Source organism: Xanthomonas arboricola pv. juglandis (assembly GCF_905367715.1).
In the GTDB taxonomy this organism is placed as follows: Bacteria; Pseudomonadota; Gammaproteobacteria; order Xanthomonadales; family Xanthomonadaceae; genus Xanthomonas; species Xanthomonas arboricola.
The window spans coordinates 4,574,404-4,586,767 of record NZ_HG999362.1; the positions used below are offsets into that span (position 1 = coordinate 4,574,404).

Here is a 12,364-nt window from a genome sequence, read left to right on the forward strand (position 1 = left end):
GACTGCGCGGCCGTGGATTTGATGTGAACGCGGCGTGCTGCGTTCAGCGATCGATCAATCTCGCATCAGTGTCGACTTGCCAAACAGGCTCTCGACCAGATCCACTGCCAGTTCGGCGGTGGCGTTGCGATTGTCCAGGACCGGATTGAGCTCGACGATGTCCAGCGACCCCATGCGCCCGGTGTCGGCGATCATCTCCATCACCAGCTGCGCCTCGCGGTAGTTGGGCCCACCCGGCACGGTGGTGCCCACGCCCGGCGCGATGCTCGGGTCCAGGAAATCCACGTCGAAGCTCACATGCAGATGGGTGTCCTCGCTCATGCCCTGCAGGGCGGTCTCCATGGTGCGCTTCATGCCGGCCTCGTCGATGTAGCGCATGTCGTAGACATCGATGCGGTGCTGCTTGATCAGGCGCTTCTCCTCCGGGTCCACCGAGCGGATGCCGATCTGCCGCACCTGCTCGGGCAGCAACGCCGGTGCGCTGCCGCCCAGATGCGTCAACGCCTGCGGGCCCAGCCCGCACAGGCAGGCCACCGGCATGCCGTGCACGTTGCCCGACGGCGTCACCTCGCTGGTATTGAAGTCCGAGTGCGCATCCAGCCACAGCACCCGCAGCGGGCGTTGCTGCTCGCGGCAGTACTTGGCCACCGCGGTGATCGAGCCGATGCCCAGGCAGTGGTCGCCACCGAGCATGATCGGCATGCGGCCGGCGCGCAGCTGCGCATAGCTGGCTTCCATCAGCGCCTGGTTCCAGGCCACCACCTCGTCCAGATGCCGGTAGCCGGCCTGCGGGGCTTGCCAGGGATTGCGCGGGCCATCCAGGTTGCCCAGGTCGTGCACCTCCACGCCGCGGCCGATCAAGGCCTCCTGCAGCCCGGCGATGCGCAACGCCTCCGGCCCCATCCGCGCACCACGGTGGCCGGCACCGATGTCGGTGGGAACGCCAATCAGGGAAACCGGCAGGTACTGCGTCGCCATGCATTGCTCCAGCATCGAGAAAGCGCTGAAGTCTAGTCGCCGGCTCGCGCACTGACGCGCGGCAGCGCAGCACGGCACCCGGCCTGCGTCACCGATCACGCAATCGCATCTGCCACTGCAGCAATCGAAAGTGCGGCCGATACTGCGTAGCGGGCAATCGTCGGACCGGTACGGACGGCAGGCGCAACGCCGCGGTACAGGCGCGCTGCAGTTAGGCCGGAGCACTGGCAGTGCATCGGCCGCGCCCGCTTGGCGACAAACGCGGTCCTGATGGCTGCTTGAAGTGACGTGGTTGGGCAGTTTGTGGCGTATCTGCGTTTTGCGGAATGTGCTTGTCTGACCGCACAGTTAAGACATTGAGGGTGCTATGACGATGACGGAAGGTGCCGATGCTACTGTTCGCCCGCCAGCGCGGGACCCGGTGTCATCGGCAAGGTCTTTCATCGCGCAGTACGTTTCGTACAGGGGAGGATTTCATGCCGCATAACGCCGTCAACCAGGTCGTCAAGGCTGCCGTGGGCGAGGTCGCGCGGGCGTCGCACCAATACGATCTGCAGCGCATTGGGCGCGAGTTCGCGCAGACCATCGAGCGCGAGCCGGGCATCCGTCTGCTGATGCTGTCCACTGCCGACGGGCGCGCCATCGCCGAACAATCCAGCCTGGATGTGGACGGTCGCCGGCTGGCAGCGATGGCCAATTCGTTCCTGACCCTGGGCGAGACCCTGGCACGCGAATCCAGTCTGAGCGAAGCCGACTACGCCACCATCAGTACGCGTGGCGGGCAGCTGGTGCTGATCCGCATTCGCGCAGACAAACCGCTGACGCTCACCGCGGTGGGCGGCAGCGACCTCAACGCCGCGGCGCTGCTGTTCAACGCACGCGACTGCGCCGGCCGCCTGGCAACTGCACTGGCGCAGCCGGCCAACTGAGCGTTTGGCACTGTTCGTGCTTGTGCCAGTGCACTGATTTCTCACCGCTCGTAAGGACGACCCGTGTCAAAACTCAACCTGGAACACCTGCATTCGATCGCCGGCTTCGTCGGCGCTGCCCTGGTCGATAGCGACAGCGGCATGGCGCTGGGCATGACCGGCGGCACCGATCTCAACCTGGAACTTGCCGCGGCCGGCAATACCGAAGTGGTGCGTGCCAAGCGCCGTATTGCCGAGCAGCTCGGCCTCAACGACACCATCGAAGACATCCTGATCACCCTGGCGCGTCAATACCACCTGCTACGCCCGCTGGAGAGCAACGGCACCTTGTTCCTTTACGTCGTGCTGGATCGCGCCAAGGCCAATCTGGCCATGGCCCGTCACGAGCTCAAGGCGTTCGAGAAGACCCTGGACTTCGGTTGATGCCAACCAGGCGGCGCGCACGCGTCGCCTGCCCTGCCTGCCGGTGCGCACCGGCAGGCACCGCACTTGCTACGCGCCGACGCGGCGCCCTGTCATGACCTCACCCATTCACACCATGCGGGTCGCCACGGCCGGCCTGGACCTGCTGCACACCACGCGCCTGAAACTGGCGTGCTCGTTGCTGCTGGCCGAGCGCATCGACGTGCGGTTGGGGCAATGGCCGCAACACGCCGCCGAGGTGGTGGTGCTGGGGCTGGAAAGCCCCGACGGCCTGGCCGCTTGGCAGGCCTTGCAGGGGCAACCCGTGCGCGTGCTGGTGGTGTCGCGGACACCGGTCGGCGGCGCATGGCTCAAGCACGGCGCCACCGTGCGCGAACTCAACGAGCAGATGCGCCTGCTGCTGTCGTCCTCCGCGCACGCGCAGGTCGCCGAGCCGGCCTTGCTGGTCCGCCATTGCCGCGGCGAATTCGGCACCGCTGCGGTGCTGTTGCGCAACGCGCACCTGCAAGTGCGCGTGGACCCGGCCAACGGCTGCGTGCAGCTGCCCGCCGGCATCGCCTTGACCGAGCTGCTGGCGGCCCTGGATCGCCCCGGCTGGCAGGTTGCACCGGACACCGCCGATAGCGCACTGAGCCAACGTATTTCCTTCGAAGCGCTGTACTTCGCCCTGCCCGAGCACCTGCGCCCCGCGCTGCCGGCGGTCGAACCCAGCCATGCGCTGCGGTTGCGCCAATGGCCGGAGCTGAGCGCCGAGACCAGTTCGCCGGCGCAGCTGCTTGCCATTGCCCACCTGCATGCGCGCCCGTGGCGCCCGCAGGCGCTGGCCAATGCTTGCAAGCTGCCGCTGCAAACGGTGGAATGCCTGTTCGCCGCTGCACTCGCCAGCGGCCTTGCCCAGACTGCGGAGATTCCCGTGCCTGCAACGCAGCCCCGTCCGGACAGCAGCAACTCCCGGTTTTTCTCCTGGGTCGCACGTCGCTTTGGCCTCTCTCTCTTTCAGGCGCAGTCATGAGTCTTCCGGCCAACAAACTGGTGTTCGTTGGCGGCATGGGCGCCGGCAAGACCACCGCCGTGCGCGCCATCTCCGACGTGGAGCCGGTCAGCACCGAGATGCCGCTCAGCCAGGATGCCTACGGCGACAAGACCTACACCACGGTCGCGCTGGACTACAGCTCGATCGAACTTGAAGACGGCGAGTTGCTGCACGTCTACGGCGTGCCCGGGCAGAAATACCTGGATTTCATGTGGCCGCTGGTGTGCGACGGCGCGTTGGGCGTGATCGTGCTGGTCAGCGCGCGCGATCCGCAGATGCGCGATGCCACCGTGGCCTTGCTGCGCGAGTTTTCGCAGATCGCACCTGCGGCAAGCCTGGCGGTGGGCATCACCATGACCGACGAAATGCAGGACTTTTTGCTGCCGCCGTTCCGCGATGCGCTGGTGGCCGAAGGCTTCCGCATCCCGGTCATGCGCGTGGACGCGCGCTCGGCCACCCAGATCACGTTCCTGGTGAAGTCGCTGCTGTCCTATCGCTACACCTCGGCGACCAGCTGAGCGGCCGCGCGCATGGCGCATGCCGACGTGGTCGGCGAACGAGCAAAACAAGGAATCCGGTCACGACGGTGCCTGATCGGGCGTCACGCGGGGGATGCCGCCTCTAGGGTGGCGGCGACGCGTCCATCTTCCTTGATGCCAGACACGCGACGCGAACGTCATACATTCGAGCGTTTTGCCTGACTTGTTCAGTATGGCGCGCGATCAAAAGCCAGGGCATCGGGACGTTCCCGACATCGCACAGGACATACCGGTCATACGGCATAAGCAATAGCGCAGCCAGTCGCGCCTGCAAGCGGCGATCGTGATGCGATTGTTGTGCGCACTCGGCACTGCGTTGCACAGACCGGTCGCCAAGCCATCTCGCACAGGCACCGACGCGCGGCAGCGGCGGCGCCATCGGTGACGCGCAGCGGAGATGCGATGCGCCAGGATCGGCCGCTGCAGGGCGACTTCCACGCCGATCGTGGTGCTGATCCAGCACCACGATCGGATAAAGTAGCGCGATGACAATCGAACTGAAGCCCGGCGGTCTGCTGATCGCGATCGAAGGCATCGACGGCGCCGGCAAGACCACCCTCGCCCGCAGCCTGGCCACCACGCTGGAAGCGGCCGGCGCGCGCGTCGTGCTGAGCAAGGAGCCGACCAATGGACCCTGGGGCACCCAGCTGCGCCAATCCGCCGCCACCGGCCGCCTCAGCGCCGACGAAGAAGCCGAACTGCTGATCCGCGACCGCCACGAGCACGTGGACACCCTGATCGCGCCGGCGCTGGCACGCGGCGACATCGTGATCCTGGACCGCTATTTCCCCTCGATGGTCGCCTACCAAGGCGCCGCCGGCCTGCCGCTGGACGATCTGCTGGAACGCAATGCCTTCGCGCCGCGCCCTGACGTGTTGCTGCTGCTCGACCTGCCCCCGCCCACCGGCCTGGCGCGTATCCGCGCCCGCGGCGATGCACCCAATCACTTTGAAACCCAGGACAACCTGGAACGCTGCCGCAGCATCTTTGCCCAGCTGCAGTTACCGGGGAAGCACGTCGTGGACGCCAGCGCCGATGCGGACAGCGTGCTCCGCCAGGCCCACGCCATCGTCGTTGCCGCACTGGCCGAACGCCTGCGCGTCGACGCCACCGATGCCGACCAGGCCACGCTGGAACTGCTGTCGGCCGGCCGCCCGGCCTGAGTCGCTGCGCGTCCTGCGCGCAGGCAACAGCAACTGGCGCGCTGTGATTGGCGCGCTGCGATTGGCGGGCTGCGGGCAGATAGCTGTTTTCGGCCGATCAAACCGCGCAAGACGCGGTCTGGAGACGCTGACCCATGGCGCAGTCAATTGCATGCGACCCGTGCGTCTACAGGTTGAACCAAGAACCTTCATGGTGCCGGCACCCGGATTCGAACTGGGGACCTACCGCTTACAAGGCGGTTGCTCTACCAACTGAGCTATGCCGGCAAAGGCAGGCGCATTGCGCGCCGGTGCGCATTCTAGCGCAGCGCGGCGCAATCTAGCGACCGCTGACGCGCCGCACCGGCGGTGCCCTGCAATGTACCGATCGCCGCCGTGCTGCGCACATCGATCCACCAGCGCGATTGCCCGGTGCCGCTGGGCAGCAACTGTGCCGGAAACCCCGCACCGACCAGGCTGGCCTGACGGCGCTCGGCACGCTCGCGACTCTGGTACTGCCCCAGCGCGATGCTGTTGTCCTCGCCCTGGGCAATCACGTAATAGTCGCCCATGCCGGCGGCGGCGATGCGCTTGACCAAGGCTTGCGCCGCTGCACGATCGCCGACATTGGGCAGCATCACCCGGAACGTACTGACCCCGGCGTCCTTGTCCTCGCGCACACGGGTGCGCGTGGTCTGACCACGCAGGCGTGCCAGCGCGGCATCGGCATCGGCGCGCGCCGCATACGGCCCCAGGCTGGCGCAGCGTTCCGGCGCAGCGGCGGGAGTAGGTACCGCTGGCGATGGCTTGATCGCCGCTGCCGCAACCTCGTTCGGTGTTGGAGCGACCGTGGATGGTGGTGGAACCTGTGCCGACGTCTGCGACGTTGCGGCCACCTTCGCGGCGGCCGCATCTATCGAAGAAGACGCTGCCGCTGCTGCCGTCGGTGTCGATGCAGGTGCAGGTGCAGGTGCATCCGATGGTGCGGTGCCCGCAGCTGCCGGGACCATGCCTGCCTCGCTCGCCTCGCCTGGCGCTGCTGCCGCAGTGCTCGGCAGCACTTCCAGGCGCGCCACACCGGCCGGCTGCGGCGGTGCCGCCACTGCAGCCGGCGCCGGCTGCAATGCCCACCACAAGGCCACACCGGCATTGAGGACGATCAGGACGACGATGAGTGCGCGGACATACATGCGATGGATTCTAAGCGCGGGCAGTCACAACCGGCGAGCGCTGGTCGGCTCGCTGCCCACGCCAGGCAGTGGGCGCAGTGTACGAGCGCGGCCGATCGATTCCGTCTGCCGGCCGCGCCCGCCGCGTGGCCGCACGACCGCATGGCACGCCGTTCAAGGCGCCGACGCAGACCTTGCCCAGGTCGCCAGCCCGTCCAGCACCAGCGCGGCGCGGAAGCTGGCATCGGGCAACAACGGCAGCAGCGGCGGCGCGCCGCCCCCGTGCACCAGCAGCCGTACCGGCACGCCCAGACTGCGTTGCGCGTGCTGCAGGCTACGCTCGATCAGCGCCACCGCCGCGCCATCGCAGCCGGAGGTCAGCGCGTCGTCGGTGTCGTCGGCCAGCTCGACATAGGTCCCGCCACTGGCCGGCAACTGCACCGCGCGCGCATGCAGCGCCTCGCGCATGGTGGTCGGCGAGGCGGCGATGCGGCCGCCGTGGTGCCGCCCATCGGCGCCGAGTACATCGATGGTCAACGCGGTGCCCACGCCGGCCACCAGCACCGGTGCGTCGCCGCGTGCGCCCAGCAGCGCCAGGAAGCGATCGACCCCGAAGCGGCCCGGGTCTGCGTAGGCGATGCGGATGCCGGCGCACTCGGCCGCGGTCCGCACGATGCGCACCTGTTCGAAACGCTCGCGCAGGCAGCCGAGCATGCGCTGCGTCAACGCCGGCGCAGCCACGCTGGCCACATGCGCGATGCGTCCGGTGGGCAAGGCCGACAACGCAGCCGCATCCATCGCCTCGGCACCGTGCGGCCAGGCCTGCACGTCGCCGGCGCGGTCGCCCTGCAGCGGTGCGTACTTGAACCGCGAATTTCCCAGGTCGAACAACCACTCGCTCATGCAGGTCTCACGCTCACTTCTCCGGAGTGGAACAGCCGCACCGTCTCGCCCAATTGCACCCGCAATGCGCCGTCGGCCGCCAGGCCAAGCGCAATGCCGTGATGCCGGGTGCCGGCCTCCTCGACCTGCACCGCGCGGCCGCTCAGGACGTCCAGGGCCGCATAGCGGCCCAGGAACGGGGCCAGCCCCTGCGCCTCGAACAGTTCCAGCGCCGGCAGCAGCGCCGACAACACTGCAGCCACCACGGTATCGCGCGAGACCGCGTGGCCGGCCAGCGTATCCAGATCCACCCACGGTTGATCGATCGCAGCGGCCGCTGCCGCCGGCATATGCACGTTCAAACCCAGCCCGATCACCGCGCGCGCGTTGCCGGCCATTTCGCCGCCGCCTTCGATCAGCAGGCCGCCCAGCTTGCGCTCGCGCGCCAGCAGATCATTGGGCCACTTCAACCCGACATCGGCAAAGCCGCAAGCACGCAGGGCCTCGGCCACCGCCACGCCCACGGCCAGGCTGAGCCCGGCCAGCTGGCCCAATCCGCCGCTGAAACGGCGCGAGGCCGACAGATAGATATGCGCACCCAGTGGCGAGGTCCATTGACGCCCACGCCGGCCGCGCCCGCCGGTCTGCCGCTCGGCCAGCAGCACCGCCACGCCCTGATCCGGCGCCGGGCGCGCCAGCAAGCTGGTGTTGGTGGATTCCAGCGTCCAGGCGATCTCCAGCGCAGCCAGGCCTGCCAGCGCATCGGCCGCCATCGCCGCACGAATGCGCGCGTCGTCCAGCAGGTCCAGCGGCGCCGCCAGGCGGTAGCCGTCCCCGGCCCGACCTTCGATCTCGACCCCGGCCGCGCGCAGATTCTGGATCCGCTTCCACACCGCCGCACGGGTCAGCCCGGCATCGCGCGCCAACGCATCGCCGGATAGCCGGCCGCTCGCAAGTTTGGCCAGCAAGGCGCGGTCATCCACGGCAAGTCCCCAAATCGATCCGCGAAAGTATGCGCCAAGCGTCCGCACCCGCCCAGCCTGGCTTGCGTGAGGGAGTGAAAAGCACGTTATGATCGGCGACTCACGCCGCTTGCCCTGGATGTGGACGATGCGCCGAATCACGGTTTGCCTGCTCCTGTTGTTGGCTCCGCTTGCCGCGCTGGCATCGGACCAGCTGGCCGATGGCGATCATGAGAGCTGCGTCAGCAGCAATTCGGCGGCACGTGGCAGAACCCCCAACGGCGAGCCGGCAACCCCGGCACGTGCCCCCGCGCACAAGCCCGCGCCGGCCACCGGCGGGGGTGGCAGTGACGGCGACGGACTGTTCCCCCGCATGCGCACGATGCCGCGCTGGCATAGCTTTCTGCCGGGCATGTTCCGCTGATCCAGTGGTTGTTGCGCCGGCTGCGCCGGCCGCCGGCCGATATTCCTGATGCCTTATGGCTGCCGGTCAGCCGCCGCTGCGCCTGGGTCGCTGCGCTCGATCCGCCCCGCCAGCACCGTCTGCGTGCACTGACCGCGCAGTTCCTGCGGCAAAAAACCATTTCCCCGCTCGACGGGCTGCAGCTGCAACCGCACGATCACGTTCTGCTGGCTGCCACCTGCTGCCTGCCGCTGCTGAACATCGGCGCGGCCGGCTGGCGTGGCTGGTCGCAGCTGATCGTCTACCCGGACGCATTCCGCGTGCAACGCACGCATGTGGATGCGGCCGGAGTGATGCATGCCTGGGACGACACCCTGATTGGCGAGGCCTGGGAGCAGGGTCCGCTGATCGTCAGCTGGGCCGACGTACAGGCCGACCTGGACGACCCGCAGGCCGGCTTCAACGTGATCGTGCATGAGATGGCGCACAAGCTCGATGCACTCGATGGCGCGCTCGACGGCACCCCGCCGCTGCCGCGCGCTGCGCAGCGTGCCTGGGCACGCGATTTCCAGCGCGCCTTCGATACGTTCTGCCAACGCGTCGATGCGGGCGAAGACACCGAGATCGACCCGTATGCCGCCGAAGCGCCGGAGGAGTTCTTCGCGGTCGTAAGCGAATACCACTTCTCCGCGCCACAGCTGCTGGCGCGCGTCATGCCGGATGTCGCTGCACAGCTGACGCATTTCTATGGGCCGTCGCCGTTTGCGGCGTCAGCGCAGCGCTGATGGTGGGGTGACACGTCTGCATGAATTAGGCTGTCGTGATGCAACGCTGTCGCGCGCATCAATCGCAGGCGTTTCAGGCAACTGACCACACCAATGCGCGATGCCGCATGCGGCCGCACGCGAGACAGATCGACATCGCCAGCGCATTGCCAGGCACTCACACCAACCCAAGATCGCGCGGCCTGGCACCAGGAAACACCCGTTCCAGCTGCGCAGGCGACAATCCCCACAACCGGCTCAATACACCGCCGAACAGGCTGCGGTAATTGGTGAGCACCGGATAATCGCGGTTCTGCAGCAGCTGCGCTTGCGCAACTTCTACCTGCTCGCCGGCGATCCGGCCGCCGCGCACGCCGCCACCCAGCACCCAATAGGTAGTGCCGTGCCCGTGATCGGTGCCCTTGCTGCCGTTCTCGCGGAAGGTGCGGCCAAACTCGGACAGCACCACCACCACGGTGTCCTTCCATGCCGGCCCGAGGGCGTCGGCGTACGCCGCCAGCCCTTCGCCCAAATTGCGCAGATTGTTCGCCAGGCCACCTTCCACACTGCCTTGATTGGCGTGCGTGTCCCAACCACCGACATCGACAAAGCCCAGCCGATAACGCTCGCGCATCAGGCTTGCCATGCGCCGGGTTTCGTCGGCGAAGGTGCGCGCACTGGCGGCGCCGCGACCGGCCTGCTCCATCTCTTCGCGCAGCTGCGCGGTGAGCTGCTGACGCAGTGCCAGTCCCTCGCGCGCAGCCGCCGCCAGCGGGGTTGCGTCGTACATTTGCGACAGGATCTGCGCCTGACGCGCATCCAGGCCGCCCTTGCCGATGCCCCGCAACGACACATTGGGCAAGTCGCCGCCGCCTTGGAAGGTCAGCGGTAAGGAATCGGTGAAGGCAATCGCCGGCACTCCGCTGAGCACACCCGACAGGCGCGCCATGAAGCCGGAACGATAATCACGGCGCTGCCGGCCGGCCTGCCCGGATTCGATATCGTCCTGGGTTTCGAAGTGACTGCGCGACAGATCGTCGGTACCGGCAAACGGCACGAACGCCAGCTGCTGGCGTTGCCATAGCGGCAGCAGCGCATCGCGCATCACCGGGTTGAGACCCCATTGCGTATCCAGCGCAACGGCACTGTTCGGGTTGGCCGCATCAGGCCGCGCAATCGCTAGGGTCGGACGCGCCTGATAATAAAAATCGCTGGCATGCGGCACCAGCAGATTATTGCTGTCGTAGCCGCCGCGCAGAAATACCACCAGCATGCGCGCGCTGTCGCGTGGCGCAGCAAACAGGCGACCGCTCCAGGGCAGACTTGCCGCCGCTGCAGAGGCAAGCAGAAATTGACGTCGTTGCATGGCGCGCTCCTGTGGCGGTGATCGCTGGTCGAACGTTGAAACAGCAGGTTTGAATCGGCAACCGTCGAATCGGCGAGCCTTCGAATCAGCGATAGTTGAAGTCCGGCGATGACAGCAGGAATCCATTCCATTCCGCAGGCGAACGCGCCTGCCCCAAGGCATCGCGCGTGCCGCTGGAAAGCGACGGCGCCACCCAGCGATACGATGGACGCGTGTCGATCTGCGTCAGCACCGGCAGTGGCGTGTCGTTATCGCCATCGAAGCGGAACAATTGCTTGGGCCCGCTGCCCAGCGAACGTGCCACCTCGAAGCGTCGCGCCAGTTGCCCGGAGCTGGTCCATGCCTGCGATTGCAGCGACCAGCCATCGGGGGTGATGCGCCCGAACAGCGGCTCGCCGAGTTGCTGCAGCCAGCTCGCCATCGGCGCGGCATTGACCACCGGCTGACCCTCGTACGTCAGCCGCATGGCCGAAACCACGAACCGATTCGGATCCTTGAACTTGCGTGGTTGCGCTTGCGCAAATTCCGGCGCGTCCAGCATGGCCTGCATCACCTTGGCGATATCGCCATCGCTGCGTTGAAACGTGTTTGCCATGCGCTCGACCAGCGCGGCCGGCGGCTTGTCGCTGACAAAGTACTCGGCCAAGCGCTGCGAAATGAAATGCGCGCATGCCGGCTGCCGCACCAACAACTGCACCGCCCGCTCGATCTCATCCAGACCACCCGCGGCGATGCGCTGGCCCAGCAAGGTCTTGTCACCGGGTTGATGGCGCGCGGGATTGAATTCGAACAGTCCCTTGCGCACCACCTGCGGTTGCCCCGGCACGGCAGTCGGCAAGGGCGGAGCGCCCTCGGCCTTGACCGGCACCAGGCCGGCACCGGTGAGTATCAGCGCCAGTTGCTGCACATCCTGCTGGCTGTAACCGCCATGCACGCCCAGCGTGTGCAGTTCCATCAGTTCGCGCGCGTAATTTTCGTTGACCTTGCCCTTGGCGTTCTTGGCGTTGTCCAGATATTCCAGCATCGCCGGGCTTTCCAGCGTCGCCATCACCAGGTCGGCGAACTTGCCGGTGGCATGCGGGCGGATCGCGTTTTCCATGTAGTCGGCCGCCATCCACTTCACTCGCCCCTTGTCGGCGTACACGCTGAAATGATTGAGCCAGAACCACACCAGCTGCTCGCGTGTCTGCTCCGGCGCATACACCGCGCGCAACAGCTGCGCCTGACGCGCCTGGGTCAGCATCTGCCCGCCACGCGCTTGCCATGCCTTGCGCAAGGCGGTCTTTTCATCGCCATCGGGCATGTCTTGCAGGCGGATCTTGTCGGCCTCGTACTGCGTCAGCAAGGTCAGCAACGGCGTGTGCAGCGCATCGAAGTGCTGCAGTTGTGCACGGATCGGCGCTGGCAACGCTGCATCGTCGCTGGCCTGCAACAGCGACCTGCCGTAGCGCTTGGGGCCGAGCCGCTGCAGTTGCGCTGCGCTGTCGGCATCCACGCCGTAGGTCGCACGCTGCAGCCAGCGCGTCTGCGCCGGCGTCAGTGCTGAATTGGCAGCACTGCACGACATCGCCAAAGCGCAGCCCGCCAACAGCCATGCCAGCTGCCATCGGTGATGGCGGGGCGCGCCTGCTGGACGTGCGCTCAGCCAGCGCGTCTGTGCATTGCGCTCGAACATGCAGCTCTCCATCGCAACGGCCTGAAACGGGCCCAGTATGGTCAAGCCAACGCGCGGGGCGTTAAACGGTTGTCGGAGTGCGCCGCAGCGTTGACCACG

At 67.2% G+C, this 12,364-nt stretch carries 13 protein-coding genes and 1 tRNA gene; 7 read left to right on the forward strand and 7 right to left on the reverse strand.

Going from position 1 to position 12,364, the window contains the following annotated elements; all coding sequences use genetic code 11:
- Nucleotides 1–54: 54 nt before the first annotated feature.
- Nucleotides 55–978 carry an arginase gene (rocF, locus tag KHN93_RS19795; protein ID WP_026064823.1) on the reverse strand — a complete coding sequence of 308 codons (924 nt, stop codon included), beginning with the start codon at nt 976–978 and terminating at the stop codon, nt 55–57.
- A 476-nt stretch (nt 979–1,454) separates the two neighbouring features.
- Between rocF and KHN93_RS19800 the strand changes: the two genes are divergently transcribed.
- From KHN93_RS19800 to tmk, 5 genes are all read left to right on the forward strand, one after another.
- Complete coding sequence (locus tag KHN93_RS19800; protein WP_016904517.1) at nt 1,455–1,907, forward strand: roadblock/LC7 domain-containing protein; 453 nt, start codon at nt 1,455–1,457, stop codon at nt 1,905–1,907.
- 63 nt (nt 1,908–1,970) lie between these two features.
- Nucleotides 1,971–2,330: a roadblock/LC7 domain-containing protein gene (locus KHN93_RS19805; RefSeq protein ID WP_016904518.1), complete on the forward strand. Its 360-nt coding sequence runs from the start codon at nt 1,971–1,973 to the stop codon at nt 2,328–2,330.
- Nucleotides 2,331–2,424: 94 nt separating this feature from the next.
- Nucleotides 2,425–3,342: a hypothetical protein gene (locus KHN93_RS19810; protein ID WP_104560518.1), complete on the forward strand. Its 918-nt coding sequence runs from the start codon at nt 2,425–2,427 to the stop codon at nt 3,340–3,342.
- Nucleotides 3,339–3,881 (forward strand): GTP-binding protein, encoded by a 543-nt coding sequence (locus tag KHN93_RS19815; RefSeq protein WP_016904520.1) that lies wholly within the window; start codon nt 3,339–3,341, stop codon nt 3,879–3,881. The genes KHN93_RS19810 and KHN93_RS19815 overlap by 4 nt, the downstream gene beginning before the upstream one ends.
- A gap of 506 nt (nt 3,882–4,387) precedes the next feature.
- A complete protein-coding gene (gene tmk, locus KHN93_RS19820) occupies nt 4,388–5,065 on the forward strand; it encodes a dTMP kinase (RefSeq protein WP_016904521.1) in 678 nt (225 codons plus the stop codon).
- 191 nt (nt 5,066–5,256) lie between these two features.
- Here tmk and KHN93_RS19825 read toward each other — a convergent pair.
- The 4 genes from KHN93_RS19825 to birA all read right to left on the reverse strand — a co-directional run bounded on the left by KHN93_RS19825 (nt 5,257) and on the right by birA (nt 8,126).
- Nucleotides 5,257–5,332 (reverse strand) — tRNA-Thr (locus KHN93_RS19825).
- A 32-nt stretch (nt 5,333–5,364) separates the two neighbouring features.
- The gene (locus KHN93_RS19830; protein WP_104560520.1) at nt 5,365–6,234 is read right to left on the reverse strand and encodes an SPOR domain-containing protein; all 870 of its coding nucleotides are present in this window, start codon (nt 6,232–6,234) and stop codon (nt 5,365–5,367) included.
- 153 nt (nt 6,235–6,387) lie between these two features.
- Complete coding sequence (locus KHN93_RS19835; RefSeq protein ID WP_039521061.1) at nt 6,388–7,116, reverse strand: type III pantothenate kinase; 729 nt, start codon at nt 7,114–7,116, stop codon at nt 6,388–6,390.
- The gene (gene birA / locus KHN93_RS19840; RefSeq protein WP_308686670.1) at nt 7,113–8,126 is read right to left on the reverse strand and encodes a bifunctional biotin--[acetyl-CoA-carboxylase] ligase/biotin operon repressor BirA; all 1,014 of its coding nucleotides are present in this window, start codon (nt 8,124–8,126) and stop codon (nt 7,113–7,115) included. The genes KHN93_RS19835 and birA overlap by 4 nt, the downstream gene beginning before the upstream one ends.
- A gap of 40 nt (nt 8,127–8,166) precedes the next feature.
- Here birA and KHN93_RS19845 point away from each other — a divergent pair, with 40 nt between their 5' ends.
- Together KHN93_RS19845 and KHN93_RS19850 are read left to right on the forward strand one after the other, a co-directional pair.
- Nucleotides 8,167–8,481: a hypothetical protein gene (locus KHN93_RS19845; RefSeq protein WP_016902777.1), complete on the forward strand. Its 315-nt coding sequence runs from the start codon at nt 8,167–8,169 to the stop codon at nt 8,479–8,481.
- An 8-nt stretch (nt 8,482–8,489) separates the two neighbouring features.
- Nucleotides 8,490–9,245 carry a M90 family metallopeptidase gene (locus KHN93_RS19850; protein ID WP_104560524.1) on the forward strand — a complete coding sequence of 252 codons (756 nt, stop codon included), beginning with the start codon at nt 8,490–8,492 and terminating at the stop codon, nt 9,243–9,245.
- 157 nt (nt 9,246–9,402) lie between these two features.
- Here KHN93_RS19850 and KHN93_RS19855 read toward each other — a convergent pair whose 3' ends face one another.
- On the reverse strand, nt 9,403–10,590 hold the full coding sequence (locus tag KHN93_RS19855; RefSeq protein WP_104560526.1) for a DUF1501 domain-containing protein: 1,188 nt from the start codon (nt 10,588–10,590) through the stop codon (nt 9,403–9,405).
- An 85-nt stretch (nt 10,591–10,675) separates the two neighbouring features.
- Nucleotides 10,676–12,157 (reverse strand): DUF1800 domain-containing protein, encoded by a 1,482-nt coding sequence (locus KHN93_RS19860; protein ID WP_425512296.1) that lies wholly within the window; start codon nt 12,155–12,157, stop codon nt 10,676–10,678.
- Between the last annotated feature and the right edge of the window lie 207 nt (nt 12,158–12,364).